General features: G+C 67.8%; 21 protein-coding genes. 7 read left to right on the forward strand and 14 right to left on the reverse strand.

Translation table 11 applies throughout. The features are described 5' to 3' along the window. Positions 1 to 52: 52 nt before the first annotated feature. The 3 genes from AC07WJ_RS11505 (at position 53) to AC07WJ_RS11515 (ending at position 6,973) form a co-directional block, all read left to right on the forward strand. Positions 53 to 1,189 (forward strand): helix-turn-helix transcriptional regulator, encoded by a 1,137-nt coding sequence (locus tag AC07WJ_RS11505; RefSeq protein ID WP_494934699.1) that lies wholly within the window; start codon positions 53 to 55, stop codon positions 1,187 to 1,189. Positions 1,190 to 1,420: 231 nt separating this feature from the next. After that, entirely contained in the window at positions 1,421 to 2,560 is a 1,140-nt protein-coding gene (locus AC07WJ_RS11510) for a helix-turn-helix transcriptional regulator (protein ID WP_494934700.1), read from the forward strand. 321 nt (positions 2,561 to 2,881) lie between these two features. After that, a complete protein-coding gene (locus AC07WJ_RS11515; protein WP_494934701.1) occupies positions 2,882 to 6,973 on the forward strand; it encodes an autotransporter domain-containing protein in 4,092 nt (1,363 codons plus the stop codon). Positions 6,974 to 7,077: 104 nt separating this feature from the next. On the opposite strand, the gene AC07WJ_RS11520 is transcribed toward AC07WJ_RS11515, so the two are convergent. The 11 genes from AC07WJ_RS11520 to AC07WJ_RS11570 form a co-directional block, all read right to left on the reverse strand. Then, positions 7,078 to 7,368, reverse strand: a complete 291-nt coding sequence (locus AC07WJ_RS11520; protein WP_494934702.1) for a hypothetical protein — start codon at positions 7,366 to 7,368, stop codon at positions 7,078 to 7,080. A gap of 5 nt (positions 7,369 to 7,373) precedes the next feature. Beyond that, complete coding sequence (locus AC07WJ_RS11525; protein WP_494934703.1) at positions 7,374 to 7,718, reverse strand: hypothetical protein; 345 nt, start codon at positions 7,716 to 7,718, stop codon at positions 7,374 to 7,376. A 332-nt stretch (positions 7,719 to 8,050) separates the two neighbouring features. Next, complete coding sequence (gene glyS, locus AC07WJ_RS11530) at positions 8,051 to 10,153, reverse strand: glycine--tRNA ligase subunit beta (protein ID WP_494934704.1); 2,103 nt, start codon at positions 10,151 to 10,153, stop codon at positions 8,051 to 8,053. 165 nt (positions 10,154 to 10,318) lie between these two features. Then, entirely contained in the window at positions 10,319 to 10,795 is a 477-nt protein-coding gene (locus tag AC07WJ_RS11535; RefSeq protein ID WP_494934705.1) for a DUF3828 domain-containing protein, read from the reverse strand. A gap of 18 nt (positions 10,796 to 10,813) precedes the next feature. Then, the gene (locus AC07WJ_RS11540; protein WP_494934706.1) at positions 10,814 to 11,281 is read right to left on the reverse strand and encodes a hypothetical protein; all 468 of its coding nucleotides are present in this window, start codon (positions 11,279 to 11,281) and stop codon (positions 10,814 to 10,816) included. 424 nt (positions 11,282 to 11,705) lie between these two features. After that, a complete protein-coding gene (locus tag AC07WJ_RS11545) occupies positions 11,706 to 12,203 on the reverse strand; it encodes a DUF3828 domain-containing protein (RefSeq protein ID WP_494934707.1) in 498 nt (165 codons plus the stop codon). A 64-nt stretch (positions 12,204 to 12,267) separates the two neighbouring features. Continuing rightward, on the reverse strand, positions 12,268 to 13,215 hold the full coding sequence (locus tag AC07WJ_RS11550; RefSeq protein WP_494934708.1) for a glycine--tRNA ligase subunit alpha: 948 nt from the start codon (positions 13,213 to 13,215) through the stop codon (positions 12,268 to 12,270). A 147-nt stretch (positions 13,216 to 13,362) separates the two neighbouring features. Beyond that, complete coding sequence (locus AC07WJ_RS11555) at positions 13,363 to 13,527, reverse strand: hypothetical protein (RefSeq protein WP_494934709.1); 165 nt, start codon at positions 13,525 to 13,527, stop codon at positions 13,363 to 13,365. Between the two features lie 80 nt (positions 13,528 to 13,607). Further along, positions 13,608 to 14,378, reverse strand: a complete 771-nt coding sequence (locus AC07WJ_RS11560) for a hypothetical protein (RefSeq protein WP_494934710.1) — start codon at positions 14,376 to 14,378, stop codon at positions 13,608 to 13,610. 327 nt (positions 14,379 to 14,705) lie between these two features. After that, positions 14,706 to 15,128: an OsmC family protein gene (locus AC07WJ_RS11565; RefSeq protein ID WP_494934711.1), complete on the reverse strand. Its 423-nt coding sequence runs from the start codon at positions 15,126 to 15,128 to the stop codon at positions 14,706 to 14,708. Positions 15,129 to 15,263: 135 nt separating this feature from the next. Beyond that, the gene (locus AC07WJ_RS11570; protein WP_494934712.1) at positions 15,264 to 15,701 is read right to left on the reverse strand and encodes a nuclear transport factor 2 family protein; all 438 of its coding nucleotides are present in this window, start codon (positions 15,699 to 15,701) and stop codon (positions 15,264 to 15,266) included. Between the two features lie 126 nt (positions 15,702 to 15,827). Between AC07WJ_RS11570 and AC07WJ_RS11575 the strand changes: the two genes are divergently transcribed. After that, positions 15,828 to 16,538 (forward strand): ArsR/SmtB family transcription factor, encoded by a 711-nt coding sequence (locus tag AC07WJ_RS11575; RefSeq protein ID WP_494934713.1) that lies wholly within the window; start codon positions 15,828 to 15,830, stop codon positions 16,536 to 16,538. 25 nt (positions 16,539 to 16,563) lie between these two features. Here the strand turns inward: AC07WJ_RS11575 and AC07WJ_RS11580 are convergent, their stop codons facing one another. Further along, positions 16,564 to 17,283, reverse strand: a complete 720-nt coding sequence (locus AC07WJ_RS11580; protein WP_494934714.1) for a B3/B4 domain-containing protein — start codon at positions 17,281 to 17,283, stop codon at positions 16,564 to 16,566. A 154-nt stretch (positions 17,284 to 17,437) separates the two neighbouring features. On the opposite strand from AC07WJ_RS11580, the gene AC07WJ_RS11585 reads away from it, so the two are divergent. Then, on the forward strand, positions 17,438 to 17,830 hold the full coding sequence (locus AC07WJ_RS11585; protein ID WP_494934715.1) for a hypothetical protein: 393 nt from the start codon (positions 17,438 to 17,440) through the stop codon (positions 17,828 to 17,830). Here the strand turns inward: AC07WJ_RS11585 and AC07WJ_RS11590 are convergent. Continuing rightward, positions 17,827 to 18,519, reverse strand: coding sequence for an NAD(P)H-binding protein (locus tag AC07WJ_RS11590; RefSeq protein WP_494934716.1), 693 nt, complete (start codon positions 18,517 to 18,519; stop codon positions 17,827 to 17,829). The genes AC07WJ_RS11585 and AC07WJ_RS11590 overlap by 4 nt on opposite strands. A gap of 67 nt (positions 18,520 to 18,586) precedes the next feature. Then, on the reverse strand, positions 18,587 to 20,278 hold the full coding sequence (locus tag AC07WJ_RS11595) for an electron transfer flavoprotein-ubiquinone oxidoreductase (RefSeq protein WP_494934717.1): 1,692 nt from the start codon (positions 20,276 to 20,278) through the stop codon (positions 18,587 to 18,589). Between the two features lie 393 nt (positions 20,279 to 20,671). On the opposite strand from AC07WJ_RS11595, the gene AC07WJ_RS11600 reads away from it, so the two are divergent. Both AC07WJ_RS11600 and AC07WJ_RS11605 read left to right on the forward strand, forming a co-directional pair. Continuing rightward, complete coding sequence (locus tag AC07WJ_RS11600) at positions 20,672 to 21,184, forward strand: transglutaminase-like cysteine peptidase (protein WP_494934718.1); 513 nt, start codon at positions 20,672 to 20,674, stop codon at positions 21,182 to 21,184. Between the two features lie 102 nt (positions 21,185 to 21,286). Next, positions 21,287 to 22,135, forward strand: a complete 849-nt coding sequence (locus AC07WJ_RS11605) for a uracil-DNA glycosylase (protein ID WP_494934719.1) — start codon at positions 21,287 to 21,289, stop codon at positions 22,133 to 22,135. Positions 22,136 to 22,471: the final 336 nt, after the last annotated feature.

Genomic DNA, 22,471 nt, shown 5'->3' on the forward strand with positions numbered 1-22,471 from the left:
CCGTCGAAGCCGCCGTCTCATGCCAGTCGCCTCCCATTGGAGCCGCTGAGGAATGAACAGAGCATTCGAAGCCTTTTCGTCGATCGTCGAGAGCATCTATCTCTCCGCCTATCAGCCTGAACATTGGCACATGATGCTGGGTGAGCTGACCCGGTTTTTCGATGGTTCGCGCGCCTGCCTGGTGATGACCGACCCGCTCCTGGAGCAGCTTTCCGTCGCATCCGTCTACGACCCCGATCTCAATTCGGACAGCGCCCGGGAGCTGTTCATGCGCGATCCGCTGGTGAGCGTCTGGGTCACACCGGAACCCGGTACGGTGCGCCAATATAGCGAGGTGGTCGACCTGGATGAGCTCCGGCAACGGGATTTGTCGCGCGTCTTGCTGGCTCCGCGCGACATGGACAACGGCCTGGTTTGCATCCTGCATGCCAATACGCGCCAGCGCTGGGTGCTCGATATTACGCGCGGCAAGGGGCAAGGCGAATTCTCGCCGGCGGATATCGCGACGGCCCGGCTGCTGGCGGCGCATATGCGGCGTGCCGGCGAAATCGAGCGGGCTCTCCGCTCGGCCAGATCGCCGCTCGTCCGCTTCCCGCATGCCTATTTCGTCGTCGACGCCCAGGCCCGGGTTCTCGACATGAATGCGGCCTCCGAGGCGGTGGTATCGGAGCCGGAGGCAGGGTTGCGGCTGATCGCCGGTCATATCAGGGCGTCTGCACAGGCCGACACCGCGCGGCTGTCCCGGTTGATCAACGATTGCTGCGCGGCGGCGCCGAACGATGTCGCAAGCGCCGGCGGCATGATGATGATCGCCTCGGCCGACAACACGGTGATGGCGTCGCGGCTGCTCGTCTCGGTGGTGCCGATGCCTGTCGGCCGCTTGCTGGGCATGCCGCTGGAACGCGGTGCCCTGGTCCTGGTGCGCAACGTGCTGGCGGGAGCCGAAAGCGATTTCACCGACCTGCTCACCTCGCTTTTCGCGCTGCCGCCGTCGAATGCGCGGCTGGCTTCGGCGCTCGCCGGCGGCATCTCGCTGCGCGACGCCGCGGAAAGCCAGGGCCTGAGCTACGGGACGGCGCGCCGGTATCTCGAAGACATCTTCTCGAAGACCAATACGCGCCGCCAGCCCGAACTGGTGGCGCTGCTGAAGTCGATCGAGCAGGCGAGAGCCATGCAATGGCATGGCTGAAAGGGAGGCCGTCGCTGTGACAGGCTGTATCTTGCCGATCCCGCCGAGGCTCGCACGGCATGCCGGTCGCTCATGCCGTCGACCCCACGCTTTGCCGCGCCGACACGGAACGCTGCCAGCTCTCCGGCAAGCGTGGTTTCCGTGGGCAGGCCTGGTGACCGGCACCGATACCTTCAAATTCGGTCGAAGCAGCCGCCTCATGTCATCCGGCTGCTCTGGGGGGGCCGAGACATGAGCAGGGAACTCGAAGCATTCTCCTCGATCGTCGAGGGCATCTATCTCTCGGCCTATCAACCCGATCACTGGCAGGCGACGCTCGGTGAGCTCGCCCATTTTTTCGACGGTTCGCGCGCCTGCATGGTGATCAGCGACCCGGTCATCGGACTGAGGGCGGTCGAATCGCTCGATGATCCCAACCTCACGTCGGATGGCTCCCAAGCGCCGTTTTGGCGCGATCCCCTGGTCAGCGCCTGGGCGACGCTGGAAGCCGGTGCAATGCGCCAGTATCGCGATCTGGTCGACCTGGATGAGCTGCGGCAACGGGATTTGTGGCGCATCTTGCTGGCCCCGCGCGACATGGATAACGGCTTGATTTGCGTCCTGCGCGCCAACCCTCGCCAGCGATGGTCGCTCAATCTCTCGCGGGGCAGCGGCCAAGGCGAGTTTTCGCCCTCGGAGGTCGCGACAGTCGGGCTGCTGGCGCGGCATGCGCTGCGTGCCGGCGAGATCGAGCGAGCGCTTCATCCGGCCAAACCGCCTTACCTCGCGCGCTTTCCCCATGCCTATTTCGTCGCCGACGCACGCGGCAAGGTTCTCGAGATGAATGCCGTCTCGGAAGCGCTCATATCGCAGCCGGGGGCGGGGCTTCGGCTGATCGCCGGCCACATCCGCGCCTCCAGCCAGGCCGATTCGGTCCGGCTCGGGCAGTTGATCAATGATTGCTGCGTGGCGGCGCCCGACGACGGCGCCGGTGCCGGCGGCATGATGATGATCGTCCCGGGCGGCGAGACGACGATGGCGTCGCGGCTGCTGGTCTCGGTGGCGCCCATGCCGGTGGCCCGCTTGCTGGGTCTGCCTCTGGAGCGCGGCGCCCTCGTCCTGGTGCGCAATGTGCTGGCGGGAGCCGAAAGCGACTTCGCCGAGCTGCTCGCCTCGCTGTTCGGGCTGTCGCCCTCCCATGCCAGGCTGGCGTCGACGCTCGCCGGCGGCATCGCGCTGCGCGACGCGGCGGAGAGCCTTGGCCTGAGCTACGGAACCGCGCGCCGCTATATCGAAGACATCTTTTCGAAGACCCATACGCGCCGGCAGCCCGAATTGGTGGCGCTGCTGAAGTCGATCGAGCAGGCCAGGGCATCGCAGCGGCAAGGCTGAGGCGGCGGCCTTCCCGGCGGCCATGCCGGACCGGGCGCCTGTGGCAAGACCGACACGGCCGTCTCGTGGATTTGTTGCCCGGCCGCAACAGGCGTGGCGTGGCGGCATCGGCCCCCTGGCAAATGCCAGTTGTTGGCCACCCCTTGCGCGATTCACATGGCGATGTCGCATCGTTTTCGATTGCCGGGACATCGCATGACCAGGAAATTCGCAGAGCACGCCCAGGCGCACACCACCTTGGCGCATGCCCGTTCCGGCCAGCGACCGTTGACCAGGGCCAACGAACTCCCGCCGTTCAGCCGAGCCATATGGCGCTTGCTGATGCCCTCGGAGAGCGCGGCCCTGCTCGGCATGGCCTTGGCGATCTCACCGGCGCTGCTGTCGCGCGACAGCGCATTGGCGCAATGCGCCAATGTCGGCGCCGAGAATTTCCTCTGTTCCGGCGCCGTGACCAGCCCGCAGGTCATTGCGGCCGATCTGGCGGCCGTCACCACCGCGCCGGGCTTCAGCGTCAATACCGGTATTGGCGGCACCACCGCGCTCGACATCTTCGGCGGCGGTCCGATCAGCTATATCGACCTCAATGCCTCGTCGCTGACCGGCGGCCTGTCCGTCGTGGGGACTGCCGACTACAGCCCGATGCAGCCGTCCTCGGTGGTCATTCAGACCGGTGGCACGATCACCGGCTCGATTGGAATCATTGCCAATCTCACCGCCGGCGCCTCCGGTGGGTCCCTCGTGGCAGTGACCGGCACGGTGACCGGCACCGTCACCGACGGTATCAGCTCAGGCAATGTCGACGGGGCGGGCTTGACGGTGAGCGCGGCGGCGGTCAACGGCGCCCGATCCGGCATTGTCGCCCTCAATGGCGGGGTCAACCAGACCCGGGTCCTGGCGAGCGGGCCGGTGGTCGGCACCACCGCCTATGGCATCCTCGCGGTCGGCGGAGATGCCGTCATGAACACCGACGGCACGGTCGCGAGCGTGACGGGGAGTGGCGGGCAAGACGTCTACGTGACGGCCTCGGCGGCGGTGACCGGCGGCATCGGCGGTATTCGCACCATGAACTATGGCACCGGCCTGACCACCGTGTCGGCGGGCGGCCAGGTGACCGGCACCGGTCCCATCAGCGTCGGCATCGACGCCTTCAACGCTGCCACGGCCACCGGCATGACGGTGAGCGCGGCCGGGGTCGCCGGCGGTTTCATCGGTATTCAGGCCGTGAACCTCGGGTCCGGCGCGACCAGCGTGACGGCGAGCGGCCCGGTGACGGCGCTCGGGCCGGCCTCCGCCCCCGTGGGCATCTATGTCAGGAGCAATGCGACACTGGCCGGCCTCGGCGTCGCGACGGTCGGCCTTTCGGTCGATGCGGCGGTGGTGACCGGAAGCGCCCATGGCATCGATGCCTCCAATCTCGGCAGTGGCGCGACCAGCATCATCACCCACGGACCGGTGATCGGCATCACCGGCAACGGCATCTCCGTCTTCAACAATACCGCTGCGACCGGCCTGACGGTCCAGGCGGGCGCCGTCCAGGGCGGCACGACGGGCATCGATGTGCTCAACAGGGGCAGCGGCGCAACCCTCGTGGATGCGAGCGGCACGGTGACCGGTACCGCCGGCCGCGGCATTTTCGCCGCCAATGGCGCGACGGCGACCAGCCTGACGGTAACGGCCGTTGATGTCGTCGGCGGGACCGGCGGTATCTATGCCGAAAACCAGGGCGTCGGCGCGACCAGCGTGGACGCGCGCGGCACGGTGACCGGCACCGGTGCCACGTCCTCCGGCATCGAAGCCTTGAACACCGCCACCGCGACGGCCCTGACGGTGACGGCGGTGAACGTCTCCGGCGGGCTTTTCGGCATCCGTGCCGAAAACCAGGGGACCGGCGCGACCAGCGTGACCTCGACCGGCGCTGCGACCGGGACCGGTGCCGGTTCCTACGGCATCTTCGCGACCAATGCCGCCACGGCGAAAGCCCTGACGGTGAGCGCGGCGACCGCCAGCGGTGTGCTCGGCGGCATCACTGCCGACAATTCCGGGACCGGCGCGACCAGCGTGACCGCCAGCGGCGCGGTGACCGCCACAAACATCAATTCCATCGGGATCAACGTCACCAGCAACGCGACGCTGGCCGGGCTGGGTGCGGCGACGATCGGTCTGAGCGTCGACGCCGCCGCGGTGTCAGCGGGCTATAATGGCGTTCGCGCCACCAATAACGGCCACGGCGCGACCAGCATCATCCTCAGAGGCACCGCGACCGCCGAATATGGCGTCTCGGCCTTCAACGACACAACGGCCACCAGCCTGACCGTGACAACGGTCGATGTCGTCAGCCGGAACACCGGCATCCTCGCCCGCAACGCCGGCTCGGGCGCGACGACCGTGACGGCCAACGGCACGGTGACGGGCACCGGCGTCGGTTCCTACGGCATCGACGCCTCCAGCGATGCGACGGTGGCGGGGCTGGGCCTTGCGGTCAACAGCATCACCGTGCGCGCGCAGGCGGTATCGGGCGGGTTTGCCGGCGTCTTTACCGAAACCCATGGTGCCGGCGGGACCGATATCGAAACCAGCGGCCTTGTCGTCGGCGGTTACGCCGCCATCGTGGCGCGCTCGGCCATTCAGCCGATCAGCATCACCACCAGAGGCCTGGTCCACAACCAGTCGCGGCTGTCGACGGATCTGGCGATCGAGGCCGACAGGGGCGGCGCGGTGACCTTCACCAATCGCGGCGGACTGATCGGCACGGTCAAGCTCGGTGCGGGGGCCAACAGCTTCACCAATGAGCTGTTCTGGAACACCGCCGGCGGCGTCAACGAATTCGGCGGCGCGGCGGGGACCCAGCTCGTCAACACCTTTGGCAACATGATCAACGCGGCGAGCAATGGCGCCGTGGCGGAAACCACCAGCTTCAACGGATTGGCCAATTTCACCAACCGTGGTCACATCGTGCTGGCCGATGGCGGCGCCGGCGACCGCGCCACGACCAGTGGCAATCTGCGCTTCGAGAGCGGTTCGGCGCTCGCTGTCGATATCAATGCCGCCGGCCAGTCCGACCGCATGATCGCCCTGGGCGCGGTGACCCTGCTGGCCGGAACGAACCTGACCGTCGCCGTCCAGGATGGCCTGCGGATCGGCACCCGCTACACGGTGCTGACCGCCGATGGCGGCCTGACCGGAACCTTCAGCACGATCTCCGGCCCCACCAGCACAGCCTTCCTGACCCTTCAGGACAATTACGACGCCAACAACGCCTATCTCGACGTCATCCAGTATCGCACCTTCGCCAATGTGGCCCTGACGCCCAACCAGACCGCCACCGCCGGCGGCCTCGACACCCTGCCGGCGGGTCCACTGGTCAATGCGGTGCTCGGTCTGGCGACCGACGTGCAGGCCCGTGCCGCCTTCGACCTGCTCTCGGGTGAGCTGCACGCCACGATCAAGGGCGTGATGATCGACGACAGCCGGTTCCTGCGCGAAGCCGCCCTGGACCGCCTGCGCTCGGCCTTCGCAGGCGTTGGCGCGGTGACGGTACCGGTCATGGCCTATGCCGATGGCGGCCCTCTCCTGACGCCGGCCACGACCGACCGCTTCGCGGTCTGGGGCCGCGCCTTCGGCGCCTGGGGCCAGCGCAACGGCAATGGCAATGCCGCCACCGCCCGGCACGATGCCGGCGGCTTCTTCATCGGCGCCGATGGCCTGGTCGCCGAGACCTGGCGCGTCGGCCTGGTCGGCGGCTACAGCCGCTCGAACGTGCGCGTGCCGGCACGGGCGTCGTCCGGTGGCAGCGACAATTATCATGTCGGGCTCTATGGCGGCACGCAGTGGGGCGATCTCGCGCTGCGCACCGGCCTTGGCTATACGCGGCACGATGTCACGACCGGCCGCCAGGTCACCTTCGCCGGCTTCGGCGAGACGCTGAAGGGCCGCTACAACGCGACGACGATGCAGGCCTTCGGCGAACTCGGCTATCGCATCCGGGCCGGCGGCATGGCGTTCGAGCCTTTCGCCAATCTCGCCTATGTCAGCCTTCGCTCCGAGGCTTTCGGCGAGACCGGCGGCACGGCCGCGCTGGCCAGCCGGGCGACGACCACCGGCGTCACCTTCACCACGCTCGGTCTGCGCGGCGCCAGCGACGTCGTGCTCGGCGACGTGACGGCGACGGTGCGCGGCTCGCTCGGCTGGCGCCATGCCTTCGGCGCGACGACGCCGGTTTCGACCTTTGCTTTCGCCGGTAGCGCGGCCTTCGGCATCACCGGCGTGCCGATCGCGCCGGACGCCGCGGTGGTCGAAGCCGGCCTGGATCTGAAGCTCGCGCCGGCCGCGACCCTCGGCCTGACCTATGGCGGCCAATTCGCCGGCGGCGCCATCGACCAGAGCCTGAAGGTCAATCTCGATTTCCGGTTCTGATCCGGAGGTTCGATCCGGCGGCCGGTGTCGTGGGCGGCGCACTGCGGCTCGTCCCGTCATGGCCGCGCGTGCGGCGGCCATCCATGTCTTCGGCGGCGCAGGCTCTACTGTGCCGGCCTGCCGGCGCCCCGCCGGCGCCACAGCAGGACGCCGACGAACCAAGCCAATCCGCCGCCGGTGATCCAGCGTGCGAGCGCGTAGATCTCGCCGGAGCGCTCGACGGCCTGGCGATAGCGCAACGCCATGGCCGGCGGCATGTCCTGCGCCGGCCAGAGCGGATCGAACCAGATGAAACCGATGGGAAAGAGGATGAGGCCGAGCGCCAGGGGCGCAAGATGCGCCCATAGCGGCAAGGTCGATCGACCGCCCGCATCGGGCGGCATCGGCTGGTCCATTCAGCTCACTCGTTCAGGGTGTAGCGGCCCAGCCGGCAGACATTGATCCGGCGCTTCTCGACCACGTCGCCATCGGCGAACTTGAACTTGAAGTCGTAGATGCAGTCCGGCCGGCCGTCGGACATGTTGATGCTCATGGTGCGGCCGGCGCCCAGCGTGCGGTCGCCGAGAATGTCGTTCTCCCAATCATTGACGCTCGGCGGCGAGGCCCAGAACGATTCGAGCTCGACGCTGGTATTGTTGAACAGCTGGAAGGAACAGACCTCGTCGCCGCGGTCGCAGGCCTGGGCGGCGCCGGCGCCGAGCATCAGGGCGGTGCCGGCGGCAAGGGCCAGGATGAGCTTCTTCATGGTGGTCTCCTCGGTACAGGCACTGGGAAGCGAGATTTTCCACCGGATGTCGATCAAGAACAATCCAGCAGAATGATCGGTTCCGCGCTTATCGCCAGCCTTTGTTTCCGGTTGATGTCGAAATCCTTCGTTCCGGCGACACGAAGGCGCGTGCTTGCCGTGAGCCTGGGTAAAGGCTGATTCCCGTGGCGATCCCGGTCTCGTGCTCGACCGGACAGCGGCCGCCGCGTTCGGCGGCCGGGCGGGGGCACCGCGGCGACCAGCTTGTCTTGGCGCTCATCGAAGCGCTCGCTCGCCGCGGTCAGCGCCGTGGCGCCGGCCTACTCGCCGCCTCAGCCCTCGATGCGCGAGAAATCGGCGACCGCGGCGGTCGCCGTGCGCAGTTCGGAGAGCAGCCTCAGCCGGTTGACGCGCACCGCCGGATCCTCGGCATTGACGGTGACCTTGTCGAAGAAAGCGTCGACCGCCGGGCGCAGCTCGGCGAGCACCTTCATCGCACCGGCGAAATCCTCGCGCGCCACGTGGTCGCGGGCATGGCCGGCAGCTGATTGCAGCAGGCCGAACAGGGCGCGCTCCTCGGGCAGGCCCCGGTCGTGGATCAGCGCCGCGTCGGGCGCGCCGACATAGCTGATGCCGTCCTTCTTTTCTTCGATGCGCAGGATATTGGCGGCGCGCTTGGTGCCGGCGAGCAGGTTCCGGCCGTCCTCGGTCGCCAGCAGGCCGGCCAGCGCCTCGACGCGGCGAACGATCAGCAAGAGGTCGTCATTGCTGTCGCCGGAGGCCAGCACGGCGTCGACCAGGTCGTGGCGCTGGCCCTGGTCGCGCAGCGAGACCTTCAGGCGATCGTGGAAGAAGGCGAGCAGGTCGGCGTTGAAGCCGGCGATCTGGCCGAGCGGGAATTTCAGATTGTTTTCGACGATCAGCCTGATCACGCCGAGCGCGGCGCGGCGGAGCGCGAAGGGATCCTTCGAGCCGGTCGGCTTCTCGTCGATGCGCCAGAAACCGGTGAGCGTATCGAGCTTGTCGGCCAGCGCCACCGTCACCGCCACCGGGTCGGTCGGCACCCGGTCGTTCGGTCCCTGCGGGCGATAGTGATCCTCGATGGCCACGCCGACGCTTTCGGCCTCGCCCTGGAGCAATGCGTATTTGCGGCCCATCAGGCCTTGCACTTCGGGGAACTCGCCGACCACTTCGGTCATCAGGTCGGCCTTGGCGAGTTCGGCGGCCCGTTCGGCGAGCGCCGGGTCGGCGCCGACCAGGGGTGCGATGTGGCGCGCCAGCACCTTGATGCGGTCGACCCGCTCGCCCTGGGTGCCGAGCTTTTCGTGGAACACCACGTTGAGCGCGCGCAACTTGGCCATGCGCTGGTCGAGCGGCTTGCCCTTGTCCTCGAAGTCCGGCAGCGGCCGCTGGTCGGTCTGGTAGAAATAGAGCGCGTCGGACAGGCGGGCGCGGATCACCCGCTCATTGCCGGCAATGATCGCCTTGCCGCCGTCGGTCGCCTCCAGATTGGCGGTCAGCATGAAGCGGTTGGCGAGCCGGCCGGTCTTCGGGTCGCGCACCACGAAGCATTTCTGGTTCGCCCGGATGGTGGCGCGGATCACCTCGTCGGGGATCGCCAGGAAGGCCTCCTCGAACGCGCCCATCAGCACGACGGGCCATTCGACCAGGCCGGCGACCTCGTTCAGCAGGCCCTCGTCCTCGACCAGCTCGAACCCTTGGGCAAAGCACAGGTTCTGGGCGTCGGCGAGGATGCGCCGCTTGCGGTTCTCCGGGTCGGCGACCACCTTGGCCGCCTCCAGCCTGGTGACATAGTCGTCGAGCCGCTTCACCTTGATCGGACCGCCGGCCATGAAACGATGGCCACGGGTGACGTCGCCGGAGACGATGCCGTCGATGTCGAAGCCGATGACGTCGGGATCCTCGGTTTCCGGGCCGAAGGTGCAAATGATCGAATGCAGCGGCCGGACCCAGCGCAGCGACGCGGTCGAGGCCGAGGCCTGGCCCCAGCGCATGGATTTCGGCCAGGGGAAGGAGCGGACGATGGCCGGCACGATCTCGGCGATCACCTCGGCCGTCGGCCGGCCCGGCTTGTCGATGACGGCGACGTAGAACTCGCCCTTTTTCGGATCGCTCTCGATCTTGGCCTGGTCGATCGAGGCCAGGCCCGCGGCCTTCAGGAAACCCTGAATGGCGCCGTCGGGCGAACCGACGCGCGGCCCCTTGCGCTCTTCCTTGACGTCGGGGGTTGCGACCGGCAGGCCGTGGACCGACAGCGCCAGCCGGCGCGGCGTCACCAGCGCCTTGGCGCCATCATAGAGACAACCGCGCTCGACCAGGGCATTGGTCACCGCCTTCTGGAGGTGAGCGGCGGCGTCGGCCTGCATGCGGGCCGGAATTTCTTCGCCGAAAAGTTCGAGCAGGAGGTCGGGCATTGGCAAACGCCTGGCTGTCTTTGAGCTTCGCCTTTGCGGGCGAGGCGCGGGTGTCGGCATGACGCGCGGACGCGCATCGTCTCTCGGCAGGCGTGATAGAGGGTCTGTCTCACCCCGTCGAGAGCTTCCGAAACGGCCGGGCCCGGGAATGGCGGCTCCGCCCGGCTATTCGCGCCGCTGCAGGGTGCGGGAGATTGGTTCGCCGCCCTGGTACTGGATGTCGTCGACCAGCCATTTGCCGTTTTCCAGCACCAGGCTGTAGGTCGCCTCGCGCTCCTCGAAATTCTTGAACGTGACGGTGACGCGGGCGGTCCGCTCGGCGCGCGCGGCGACGGCATAGCGCAGCGTCTGTTTCCAGTTGTCCTCCTCCTCCTGGCAGTTGCAGCGGAAGTCGAAGTCGAGGCCGGGCAGGGGGCCGTCGGCGCGGCGCGCGCGCTGGCGCTGGGTGGCGAACAGGCGCTTCAGGCGGGTGGACAGGAAGGCCGCCTCGCGGGCCTCCTGGGTGGTGGCCAGCAGTGCCTTGACGGTGTCGACCGGGTCGGTCGCGCTCTGGGCAAGCAGTGGCGACGTCGCGGCGAGCGCCGTGGCCAGGCTGGAAACGGAAAGGGCCAGCACTTGCCGGCGGGAAAGGGGCTCTGTCATCTCGATGTTTCCTTTAGATTACCAATCCGCCTGGAGCAGTTGCGACATGGGCTGGCTGTTGTCGGGCGCGATATCGTCGATCAGCCAGCGGCCGTTCTCGAAGATCAGGGTGAAGGTGGTCCGCCGCGGCGCCGCATTGGTGAAGCGCGCGACCACCTGGGCCGTCCGGTTCACGCGGCGGCCCTCGTCGTAGCGCAATGTCCGGCGCCAATTGCCCTCATCGTCCCTGAGAAGGCTGAGATAGTTGAAGCCGAGGCCGGGCATCGGGGTGCCGCGCGCCGCGGCGCGCTCGCGCTGGGCCGCGAACAGTTCGCGCAGGCGCGCCGACATATAGGGAGCGTCGGGCGCTTGCCTGGCCTTGGCATAGAGCGCCTTGACCGTGTCGAGCGGGGTGATGGCGCTTTGGGCGGCGGCCACTGGGGGCATGATCGATCCGGCGGCGAGGGTGAGCGCCAGGACGGACCGGCGCGGCAGGCGGGATGTCATGCGGTCTTCCTCGCTGGGCAATGCAGGAGGCGGTCTTGAGGGGCCGAGGTTTCAGTTTCGCGCCGCCACGGCGCGCCGTATTTGTCGATCCGGCCGCTGCCGGGCTGCCGGGCGTCAGAGGCCGCGGCGATGGCCCCCGAGGGCAGCCGCTTCCAGTCCGAGTACCGCGGCATAGTGATCATGATCGGTTGATTTTGGTGCAAACAATTCGTGGATATCAGGGACAAGTCCGGCCAGGACGATGTGTTGGCCTCACTGTGTACAGAGCCACGGCGCGGGTTCCTGCCGGGTCGATCCAGCACCCGTCGCTCCAGGGACAATCCTCGTCTTGGCCGGGCTTGGCCCTGATAACCACGACTTCAGCACAGCGAAAGGCGTTGCCGCGTCTGCCCAATCAAAGAGTCATGATCACAGTGCAGCGGCCTCAGTGCATCCTGAGCAGGCGTGACATCACCCAGTCATGGCCGGGCCCCGCGCTGCCGGCGATGTCGTCGATCAGCCATGTGCCGTTCTCGCGGATCAGGCTGTAGGCGACCTCGCGGCCGGCACCGAACAGCGTGAACTTCGCCGTCACGGTCGCGCTGCGCGCCGTCCGGTTCGTCTCGGCATAGGTCAGCGACTGCTTGAAGGCATCGTCATAGTCCTGGCAGCTGCAGGCATAATCGAAATCCAGGCCGGCCATGGCATCGCCGGTCCGGCGGCCGCGCGCCCGCTGGGCGGCGAACAGCCGTTTCAGGCGGGCGGACAGGAACGGGGTGTCGGCGAAGCTCTGGGGCCTGCCGTAAAGCGCCTTCACCGTGTCGACCGGTTCGGCGGCGCTCGGGCCGAAATGGATGGTCTCGGCACGTGCCGCGCCCAAAGGCACCGCGGCGATGGCAAGGCCGAGAGCCAGCAGCCGGCGGCGGGCGAGGTCAGGCGTCATGGAGGTCTTCCCCGCGTGGGCGCAGGACCATGTCATCGCGCATGCAGGTTTCAGTTTCGCGCCGTCAGGCGGCGAGGCCGCCGCCTTCGGTTTTCAGCCAGGCCTCGCCGCAGGCCTTCGAGAGGTCGCGGACACGCAGGATATAGCTCTGCCGCTCGGTGACCGAAATCACGCCGCGGGCGTCGAGCAGGTTGAAGGTATGGCTCGCCTTGATGCACTGGTCATAGGCCGGCAGCACCATCTTGTGGCGCTGGTCGTTGCCGCCGGCAGCCGGGGCACCCGCCGCGAGATATTTCTGGCAGGCCTTTTCGGCCATCCTGAACTGCTCGAACAGCATGGCGGTGTCGGCATGTTCGAAATTGTGCCTGGAATATTCCTGCTCGGCCTGCAGGAAGATGTCGCCATAGGTCACCTTGTCGGCGCCCTCGCGGCCGTTGAAGTTGAGGTCATAGACCCGCTCGACGCCCTGCACATACATGGCAAGCCGTTCCAGCCCATAGGTGAGCTCGCCGGAGACCGGCGCGCATTCGAACCCGGCGACCTGCTGGAAGTAGGTGAATTGCGAGACTTCCATGCCGTCGCACCAGCATTCCCAGCCGAGACCCCAGGCGCCGAGCGTCGGGCTCTCCCAGTCGTCCTCGACGAAGCGCACGTCATGGACCCGCGGATCCAGCCCGATGGCTTCGAGCGAGGCGAGATAGAGCTCCTGGAGGTCGGGCGGGTTCGGCTTCAGGATCACCTGAAACTGATAATAGTGCTGCATGCGGTTGGGGTTTTCGCCGTAGCGGCCATCCTTCGGGCGGCGCGACGGCTGGACATAGGCGGCCTTCCAGGGCTTGGGGCCCAGCGCGCGCAGCGTCGTGGCGGGATGGAAGGTGCCGGCGCCGACTTCCATGTCATAGGGCTGCAGGATGGCGCAGCCCTTGTCGGCCCAGAAGCTCTGCAGCGTCAGGATCAGGCCCTGGAACGAACGTTCGGGCCGCATATGGTCGGGCAGGTCGGAAGGGGACATCGGTCAACGGCTTTGCTTGAGGGCAAGGCGAGCAATAAGGACCGATGCCTGGAGGGTCAACCGCCCGGGCGCGCGCTCAGCGGAGCTTTTGGCGGCAGGGCAGCCCATAGACGGGGCCGGGCCGGAAGTTCCGGCCCTTGGCCAAACTCAATAGGGGCGATATTCGCCGGTGACCGGATCACGCCTGAGGCGGCGGATCGGCGCCTGGGCACGAACCGGCTGCGGCTCCAGCGCCGCGAGGCTCTTGCGCAGCAGCGCGTAGGCGGCAATCGCAATGGCCGCCAATGCGGCCCCGATCAGAAACGGCGGCATGTTTGTCTCCATCGCACGTGGTTCATCAAGTCTTAACATTCCGGCGAAAGCGGGGCGCTCGCGCAACATCATGCAGGCGATCACGCACAGGAGGGCAGCGCCAGGCGCACGCCCTGGAACAGGCCTTTCACCTCCGGCGAGCGGTCGAGGCCGAAGTCGTCGGGCGCGAGCGCGCCGCGCTCGGCGAGATCGACCGCGGCACGGCGGACCATGCTCGGCTCGGTACGGCTCCAGAACGCTGCATTGGCGGGGGCCTCCGTCTTGATCGGTGTCCTGGGTGAGAAATAAGCAGCGACGAAGAGATTGATATTGGCTGCGGCGACATAACGCAGATGCTGGTCGCAAGGGGTGTTGGCGAGCATCCTGAGCGCGGTGGCGAGGCTCGCGGCATGGTCCAGCATGCGGCGCGACGGCCCGACCGGCGGCGGCATCAGGCGCGGGCCGTCGATCTGGACGAGGCTCGTCGGCGTGCGGATGATCACCGGCCCGGCCGGGACATAACTCATGGCGAGCGGGCGCGTGTCGCCGGGCAGGATGCCGACAGGGGCCTCCAGCGCGGTTTCCTGCACCCCGGGCACGGCCGAGATGATGCGCGGTCCGGCGAATTTCGCCGGTGGGGCGGCAGCCGGCGGCAGGTTCGGCGCCGCGATCGCCCGGACCAGCGTGGTGCCGGCGCCCTTGCCGAAAGCGCCGAGCAGGTCACGCCCGCCGGTCAGGGCGCCGAACAGGCCGAACCCGACCGCAGCGGCAGCCAGGCCGAGCAGCCAGAGCGGCGTGCCGCTCCGGTCCGATGCCCGTGACGACGGCGCCACCCGGGTCTTGCGAAAGTTGATCGCGAAATCGTCGGCCATGGGCTCCGGGCGAGGTCTGTCGCATCAGTCGGATATCTCAGCCCGCCATCATGACCGTCGAGATGTAAGAAGCGGTTTATGGAAATTGCTTGCTTGCAAGACAAAGACGCTACCGATGGTTCACCACGATATCGGGCGGCTGGAGCCATTCTCCGCTCGCGGCCAGGGCGCTTGGGCCACATGCATCACGCTTCTTGTCTTGGCCGGCCTTGGGCCGGCCATCCGCGCCATGGCCTTTGGCGCGGGCACGCGCGCATGGCCGTGACAGGGACGGCCATGACGAATGGGGCGGTGAAGGCTGCGGCGACGCGGCGACCGACGGTCTCCTCAGGCCAATGTCCAGTCCAGCGTGATCTCGGCGGTGAACAGCTTGGAAATCGGGCAGCCGGCCTTGGCGGCGGCGGCGATCTCGCCGAACTTCTCCTTGGTCACCCCGGGGACGGTGGCCGAGAGCGTCAATGCCGATTTCGACACCTTGAAGCCGGCGCCGTCCTTGTCGAGGGACACGGCGCAGGCCGTCTTGAGCTCGGTCGGGGTCAGGCCCGCGGCCTGCAGGGCGAAAGCCAGCGCCATGGTGAAGCAGCCGGCATGGGCGGCCGCGACCAGCTCTTCCGGATTGGTGCCCTTCTCGTTCTCGAACCGGGTGTGGAAAGAATAGGGGCTGTTGTCGAGCACGCCGGATTGGGTGGTGATCGACCCTTTGCCGTCGCGGCCGGTGCCGGTCCAGACGGCTGTCGCGGTGCGGATCATGAGTGCCTCCTTGGTGTCGGGGCCGTGACGATAGGCCAGGCCCGCCGATCAGGCGAGGGGCAAGGCTTCACCCCGGCGTGATCGGAATCGGCCGAAAGGGGCCGCTGATCACGCGGCCCCCGAAATGCACGGGGCTCACGCCGCCGGCCCGTTCATGGCGGCGACCAGCGCCTTGAAGCCGACCCAGCCCCAATAGACCCGGTGATGAATGATCAGGCCGTCGGCGATGTCCATGACTTCGACGAGGTCGATCTGGTCGCCGTCGGGGGCCGCGCGCGGATATTCCCAGACCAGCTGACGGCCGTTGGCGAAGAAGGTGCCGGTCCGGTACCAGCGGGCGAGCCCGCCCGGAAGCTTGCGCAGGCCGGCATTGCCGGCGAAGAACGCGCGGATCGCGGCATGGCCCTTGAGAATGCCGTTGGCCTTGTCGGGCAGGGCCACCACGACGAGCGGCGTTTCAAAGACGGCGTCTTCGGCATAGAGCGCGATCAGGCCGTCGATATCGCCGGTGCGAATGGTCTCGTGCCAGCGCTCGTAGATGTGGCGGATGGCGGCGTCGGTTTCGTCGGTCATGGTCGGGTTTCCCTGTGAACGCGTCCGGACCGTAGCGTGCCGCGGGGCCCCGATGTTTCGATCGCGGTCGAAGCATCCGGCCTCGCATTGGTCTATCCTCTCGAGGTGCCGCAGGAGGTTCGGGCCATGAATTCGCAGCCGGGCGTCGCCGCCGCCGCCTTCCTGATCGGCGACCCCGCGCGGGCCGCCATGCTCGGCGCGCTGGTCGACGGGCGGGCGCGGCCGGCCGGGGAACTCGCCTATGCGGCCGGCGTCACTGCCCAGACTGCCAGTTCGCATCTCGGCAAGCTGTTGGCCGGTGGCCTGCTGGCGGTGGAAACCGAAGGGCGGCACCGCTATTGCCGGCTGGCCGGCCCGCATGTCGCCCAGGTGCTGGAAAGTCTCGCCGCGATCGAGCCGGCCGGCCCGGCACGTCGCAGGCCGCTTGGCCGGGAGGCCCAGCGACTGCATTTCGCCCGCTGCTGTTATGACCATCTGGCCGGCTGGGCCGGTGTCGCGGTCACCCAGGGCCTGCAGGAGCGCGGCTTGCTGATCTCGGCTCCGGACAAGCGGTTCGAGGTGACGGCGGCAGGTGCCACATGGTTCGGCGGCATGGGCGTGGATGTCGGCCAGCTGAAGCCCGGCCGGCACGGTCTGGCGCGGCAATGCCTCGACTGGACCGAGCGGCAGCATCATCTCGCCGGGCCGCTCGGCACCCGGTTGATGGCGGAGTTCTGTTCGCTCGGCTGGCTGCGGCGCTCGACGCTGTCGCGGGCCGTCGAGGTCACGCCGAAGGGCTGGCTCGGGCTCAAGCAGCAGCTCGGCGTGGACCGGCCGTCGCTCAGGACGGCGGCCTGACCCTCCGGGCCGCCGGGCGAACGCCTCAACGGCCGCCGACGACGATATCCGGACGGCCGGCCTCGGCGATGCCGGTGGCGACATGGCCGCCACAGAAGCGGCCGATGAGGACGACCGCGTCGGCGACCGCCGCCTCGAGATCGCCTGAGCCGTTGGTCTGAATGGTCACGACGGCGCGCCGGGTCGACGGGGTGATGATCGAGCGGGCGTCCTGGCGCCAGTTCCAGCGCCGGCACAGCACATGGCGCGCGTCGGCATAAACGACTTCGCCGTCCTTCGGCGGGTCGTTCGGGTCTTCTCCCGGCTCCGCGCCCATGTCGACGAAAGTGTCGGCGGCGCGGGCGAAGCGGAAGGCGAGTGGCGGGGCGATGCGGTCGCCGTCGTCGGCGCCGATACAGGCGACGGCGCCGAGCGAGACGGCGTTATAGGCGTCGACGAAGCCGTTGATGCGCGGCAGCGGCCGTTCGGCCAGCGCGTTCTTCATCAGGCGCTCGACCGAGCAGCGATAGCTGGTCTTCTTGATGCCGAAGCCCTTATAGGCGGTGCGCCAGGCGGCAATGCCGGCGATCTCGGCGAGCTCGGTGCCGCCATAGGCCGCCCGCGCCGCCTGCTCGCGCTCGGCGATCAGGGCGTCGAGGCCGGCCGGCCGCTCGGCCGGAATGGCCAGGTCGTCACAAACCAGGAGAGCTGCGCGGAAGTCGGGGAAACGTTCGACGAGTTCGGCGATCGACAGGCTGACGGACATGATGCGACCTTGGCACGACCCTGGTTTTGCGTTCCGGCTTAAGCCGTCGGGCCCCATTCCGGCAAGGCCGGGCTGGTTGCGGTCGCGCTTCGGGCGCCGACAGGCTAGGCTCGCCCATCACGGATTCGCCGCAAGGCCGCGCCAGGTTGACCTCATGATCATTCGCTTCGCTTGCCTCGCCGGTTGTGTCGCCCTCATGCTTTCGGCCGTTCCGGCCCTGGCCCAGCCGGGCGGCGCGCCGCGCGCGGCCGATTTCTCCGGCCAATGGGCCGCCCAGCCGGGCGGCGCGGCGACGGTCGAAATGCGTGTCCGTGGCGACCGGGTCGAGGCGCGCGAGCTGTTCACCACGCCCGGGCAGGACCGCTGCGGCACGCAGGGGCGCGGCCGGGCGCAGGGCGCAACCGCGCGCATGCAGTTCCAGGGCCGCTGCGCCAATGGGCGGACGACGCCCGCAACCCAGTGCACCGTGACGCTGGAGAACCGCGATCGCGCCCGCACCCGCTGCCAGAACGGCCACCAGGCGGTGATGCACCGGGTCGGGCGCTAACCGACCGAGGCTTGCGCCGGCGCCCAGCCGGCGGCCGCCGCCGCGAAATCCCGGTTTTCGAGAATGCGCTTCGACGAGCCGTGCCGGGCGAGCGCGATCATCGCCCGGCCGATCTCCTGCGTTGTGGTGACATAGGCGGGAAACAGCCGCCGGAGCAGCGGCGCCAGCGGCGCCAGCACGGTGTAGAGCACTTGGTAGGCCGGCGTGCGCGAGCGGATGCCGCCGAGCGGCTGCACCGCCAGCGGGCGGACCACGAAGGTCTTGATCGGCAGGCGGGCCAGGTCGTTCTCGGTCCGGCCGCGGACGCGGGCCCACATCCGGCTGCCCTGCTCGGTGCTGTCGCTGCCGGCCGCTGAGACATAAACGAAGGTCATGGCGGGGTTGAGCCTGGCGAGCGTTTCGGCGGCGGCGAGCGTCATGTCATGGGTGATGCGGGCATATTTCGCCTCGTCCATGCCGACCGAGGTGGTGCCGAGGCAGAAGAAGCAGGCGTCGATACCGGTGAGCCTGTCTTCGATGGCCGCATAGTTCCAGAGATCGCCATGCACGAGGTCGGTGAGCTTCGGATGGCTGGCGCCGCTCGGTCCGCGGCCGATGGCGATCACGCTGTCGATGCCAGGATCGTCGAGACATTCGCGCAGGGTTCCCTGGCCGATCATGCCGGTTGCGCCGAAAATCAGCACCTTCATAGCCGGATGTCCTCGTGGGGCTGCCGAACAATAAAAAAGGGCGCCTCCCGAGGCGCCCTTGGCTTCATCACATGCCCGGATAGTTCGGGCCGCCGCCGCCCTCGGGCGTCACCCAGTTGATGTTCTGGGCCGGGTCCTTGATGTCGCAGGTTTTGCAGTGGACACAGTTCTGCGCGTTGATGACGAATTTCGGATCGGTCTTGGCGACCGCATCGGCATAAACGACCTCGTAGACGCCCGCCGGGCAATAGAGCCGGGCCGGCTCGCCATAGACCGGCAGGTTCTTGGCGATCGGAACGCTCGGGTCCTTCAGCGTCAGGTGGACCGGCTGGTCCTCTTCGTGATTGGTGTTCGAGATGAACACGCTCGACAGCTTGTCGAAGGAGATGACGCCGTCGGGCTTGGGGTAGACGATCGGCGTGACCTCGGCGATCGGCTTCAAGGTGGCATAGTCGGGCTTGCCGTGCTTCAGCGTGCCGAACAGCGAGAACTTGAACAGCTCGTTGGTCCACATGTCGATGCCGCCGAGCACAACCCCGCCGATCGTGCCGAATTTCGACCAGAGCGGCTTGACGTTGCGCACCTTGTGCAGGTCCTGGCCGATGGCGCTCGAACGCCAGGCCAGTTCATAGGCGCGCGGTTCGTCATTGGCGCGGGCATCCGCGATGGCGTCGGCGACATGTTCGGCGGCCAGCATGCCGGACAGGATGGCGTTATGCGATCCCTTGATGCGCGGCACGTTGACGAGACCGGCGGCGCAGCCGATCAGCGCGCCGCCCGGGAAGGTCAGTTTCGGCACCGACTGGTAGCCGCCCTCGGTAATGGCACGCGCGCCGTAGCTCAGCCGCTTGCCGCCCTCGAGCACCGGGCGAACCATGGGATGCTGCTTGAAGCGCTGGAACTCGTCGAAGGGCGACAGCGTCGGGTTGGTGTAGTTCAGGTGGACGACGAAGCCGACATAAACCAGGCCGCCGTCGGCGTGATAGAGGAACGAGCCGCCGCCGGTCTTCATGTCGAGCGGCCAGCCGAAGGAATGCTGGACCAGGCCGGGCTTGTGGTTTTCCGGCTTGACCTGCCAGATTTCCTTCAGGCCGATGCCGAATTTCGGCGGCTCCTTGCCCTCGTCCAGCTTGAAGCGGGCGATCAGCTGCTTGCTCAGGCTGCCGCGCGCGCCCTCGGCGAACAGGGTGTATTTACCGCGCAGCTCCATGCCGCGGGTGAAGCGGTCGGTGATCTCGCCTTGCCTGTCGATGCCCATGTCGCCGGTGGCGATGCCGAGCACCTCACCCTGGGCGCCGTAGAGCACCTCGGCCGCGGCAAAGCCCGGATAGATCTCGACGCCGAGCGCCTCGGCCTGGGCCGCCATCCACTTCGCCACATTGCCCAGGGAGCCGATGAAGTTGCCGTGATTGCTCATCAGCTTGGGCATGCCGAAATTGGGCAGCCTGAGCGCGCCGGAATGACCGAGGAAATAGAACCGGTCGTCGGTCACCTCCTGCTTCAGCGGCCGGTCCGGATCCTTGCGCCAGTCGGGCAGCAGCTTGTCGAGGCCGACGGGGTCGATCACCGCGCCTGACAGGATGTGGGCGCCGACCTCGGAGCCCTTCTCGACCACCACGACGGTGAGGTCGGCATTGATCTGTTTCAGCCGGATCGCCGCGGCAAGGCCGGCGGGGCCGCCGCCGACGATGACGACGTCGTAGTCCATGGCCTCCCGGGCGGGCAGTTCGATCTCAGCGGCGGTTGCTTCGGCGGCCATCCGGGTCCCTTCCGACATCCTCGCGCGGTCCAGGCGCGTGTTCGACTTTCGTCAGGTTCTAAAGCACGGCCCCGCGCGGATGACAACGCGGCCGGCCGGCGGATGAAGGCCGGCTCAACGTTAACGATTGAATCGTTCGCGTTAACGATTTGGTAACACCCGTTAACGATGTCTTAACATCGTGCTTGAGCGAAATGGTGAACAATGGATTAATGGCCGTGGGTCGCAGGGCAGTCATCGTTGGGTTTCGGGGGTTTTTTACCCATGCGTCGCGTTGCGTCCTGTTTGTTTTTGCTTGCGTTTTCCACCTTGGCTGCGGGTTCGTTCGGCTTGTCCGAAGCGCAAGCCCAGCCTCAGGCACAGCGCCGGACGGCGTCGCTCGCCGGCGGTGCCGTGACGTCCGCACCGATCGGCTGGGTGCAGTTCTGCACCGATAATGCAGCCGATTGCCGCCAGCGCTCGCCGCAGGCGCGCAGCCTGACGCTGACCTCGGCCGCCTTTTCGCAATTGGTCAGGGTCAATCTCCAGGTCAACCGGGAGATCGAGCAGGTCAGCGACCTCGAACATTACGGTGTCGAGGAATACTGGGCCTATCCGACCGACGGCAAAGGCGATTGCGAGGATCTGGTGCTGGAGAAAAAGCGCCGGCTGATCGCGCTCGGCGTGCCGCGCGAGGCGCTGCTGATCACCGTGGTGCGCGATCTCAACGGCGACGGCCATGCCATCCTCACCGTGGTGACCGATCGCGGCGACTACGTGCTCGACAACTTCTCCAATGAGGTGAAGCTCTGGCACGAGACCGGCTATCGCTTCATCAAGCGCCAGGCGCAGACCGATGCCAACCAGTGGGTGTCGTTGAACGGCGGCGGCTCGAGCCCGGTGCAGGTGGCCATGCCGCGCCGCTGAGCGCAGGCAGGGGATCACAGGATTTCTCCCCCGGTCGCAGGGGGTTGAGGACGGAGGCCGGGACGAGTCGCAGCGTCCCGGCCTTTCGCTTATGATGGCGTCATGGTTCAGCAACTCACCCCAGACGCCATCGAGGCGCTGCTCGTCTTCTATCGGGATGCCGGTGTCGACATGGCGCTCTGCGAAGAGGCCGTCGACCGCTTCGCCGAGGGCGAGGCGGAGCTGGCGGCGCGCCAGGCCGCGATCAGCGCGCAACGTTCGGCGGCGCGCGACGAGCCGGGCAATGGGCGCGCGTCGGCGCCGGCCATCCGGCCGGTCCCGGTCAGCGCGGTGGGATCGCCGCCGGCCCCCGACGCGGCGGTCTATGCGGCGCGCGAGGCGGCGCGTTCGGCCGCCGATCTCGACGAACTCAAGGGCATTCTCGAATCGTTCGACGGTTGCGCGCTCAAGGCGACCGCCTCGCGCACCGTGTTCGAGGACGGCGCGCGCGACGCGCGGGTGATGTTCGTCGGCGAGGCGCCGGGCCGGGACGAGGACCTCGCCGGCAAGCCCTTTGTCGGCCGTTCCGGGCAATTGCTCGACCGGATGCTGGCGGCGATCGGGCTCGACCGCAAGACCAATGCCTATATCGCCAATATCATTCCGTGGCGGCCCCCCGGCAATCGCACGCCGACGCCTCAGGAAATCGCTATTTGCGAGCCTTTCATCCGCCGCCAGATCGAGCTGAAGGCGCCCGACCTGCTGGTCTGCGTCGGCGGCCCCTCGACCGAGACGCTGATGGGACTGAAGGGCATCATGAAATCGCGCGGCCGGCTGCAGCCCTTTGCCGTCGGCGACCGCCAGATCCAGGTGATCGCCACCTTGCACCCGGCCTATCTGCTGCGCAGTCCGATCGCCAAGCGCCAGGCCTGGCGCGACCTCTTGACCATCAAGGCCGTGCTGGGGCTGTAGGCGCGAGTGGTCATGGCCGGGCGTGTCACGGCCGGGGCCCGATCATCCCGGATCGCAGAACCGCGGCGAGGCGCGAAAGACGGAAGAGCTTTGCGCGACCTGTTTCACTCCGAAACGATCGCAAGCCGGCACGTCTCTCCCGACCAAGACAATGCATGGGCGGCTGGGACAGGCCCGGCCAAGACGAAGAAACGGGCGCCCGTCGCGCCGCCGAGGCCGGCGTCGAAACCGTCATGCCCCATCCGTCATGGCCGTGCTCGTCACGGCCATCCACGACTTCCTCTGCCGCGACGGGGCCGGGGGATCTGATTATGCGTTTTTCTCATTGAATTTTGA

This window comes from Phreatobacter sp. GW821-FHT04C01 (genome assembly GCF_059420385.1).

Coding starts and splice junctions, on each gene's coding strand:
- AC07WJ_RS11505 (WP_494934699.1), top strand. CDS start 53: ATGAACAGAGCATTCGAAGCCTTTTCGTCGATCGTCGAGAGCATCTAT.
- AC07WJ_RS11510 (WP_494934700.1), top strand. CDS start 1,421: ATGAGCAGGGAACTCGAAGCATTCTCCTCGATCGTCGAGGGCATCTAT.
- AC07WJ_RS11515 (WP_494934701.1), top strand. CDS start 2,882: ATGCCCTCGGAGAGCGCGGCCCTGCTCGGCATGGCCTTGGCGATCTCA.
- AC07WJ_RS11520 (WP_494934702.1), bottom strand. CDS start 7,368: ATGGACCAGCCGATGCCGCCCGATGCGGGCGGTCGATCGACCTTGCCG.
- AC07WJ_RS11525 (WP_494934703.1), bottom strand. CDS start 7,718: ATGAAGAAGCTCATCCTGGCCCTTGCCGCCGGCACCGCCCTGATGCTC.
- glyS (WP_494934704.1), bottom strand. CDS start 10,153: ATGCCCGACCTCCTGCTCGAACTTTTCGGCGAAGAAATTCCGGCCCGC.
- AC07WJ_RS11535 (WP_494934705.1), bottom strand. CDS start 10,795: ATGACAGAGCCCCTTTCCCGCCGGCAAGTGCTGGCCCTTTCCGTTTCC.
- AC07WJ_RS11540 (WP_494934706.1), bottom strand. CDS start 11,281: ATGACATCCCGCCTGCCGCGCCGGTCCGTCCTGGCGCTCACCCTCGCC.
- AC07WJ_RS11545 (WP_494934707.1), bottom strand. CDS start 12,203: ATGACGCCTGACCTCGCCCGCCGCCGGCTGCTGGCTCTCGGCCTTGCC.
- AC07WJ_RS11550 (WP_494934708.1), bottom strand. CDS start 13,215: ATGTCCCCTTCCGACCTGCCCGACCATATGCGGCCCGAACGTTCGTTC.
- AC07WJ_RS11555 (WP_494934709.1), bottom strand. CDS start 13,527: ATGCCGCCGTTTCTGATCGGGGCCGCATTGGCGGCCATTGCGATTGCC.
- AC07WJ_RS11560 (WP_494934710.1), bottom strand. CDS start 14,378: ATGGCCGACGATTTCGCGATCAACTTTCGCAAGACCCGGGTGGCGCCG.
- AC07WJ_RS11565 (WP_494934711.1), bottom strand. CDS start 15,128: ATGATCCGCACCGCGACAGCCGTCTGGACCGGCACCGGCCGCGACGGC.
- AC07WJ_RS11570 (WP_494934712.1), bottom strand. CDS start 15,701: ATGACCGACGAAACCGACGCCGCCATCCGCCACATCTACGAGCGCTGG.
- AC07WJ_RS11575 (WP_494934713.1), top strand. CDS start 15,828: ATGAATTCGCAGCCGGGCGTCGCCGCCGCCGCCTTCCTGATCGGCGAC.
- AC07WJ_RS11580 (WP_494934714.1), bottom strand. CDS start 17,283: ATGTCCGTCAGCCTGTCGATCGCCGAACTCGTCGAACGTTTCCCCGAC.
- AC07WJ_RS11585 (WP_494934715.1), top strand. CDS start 17,438: ATGATCATTCGCTTCGCTTGCCTCGCCGGTTGTGTCGCCCTCATGCTT.
- AC07WJ_RS11590 (WP_494934716.1), bottom strand. CDS start 18,519: ATGAAGGTGCTGATTTTCGGCGCAACCGGCATGATCGGCCAGGGAACC.
- AC07WJ_RS11595 (WP_494934717.1), bottom strand. CDS start 20,278: ATGGCCGCCGAAGCAACCGCCGCTGAGATCGAACTGCCCGCCCGGGAG.
- AC07WJ_RS11605 (WP_494934719.1), top strand. CDS start 21,287: ATGGTTCAGCAACTCACCCCAGACGCCATCGAGGCGCTGCTCGTCTTC.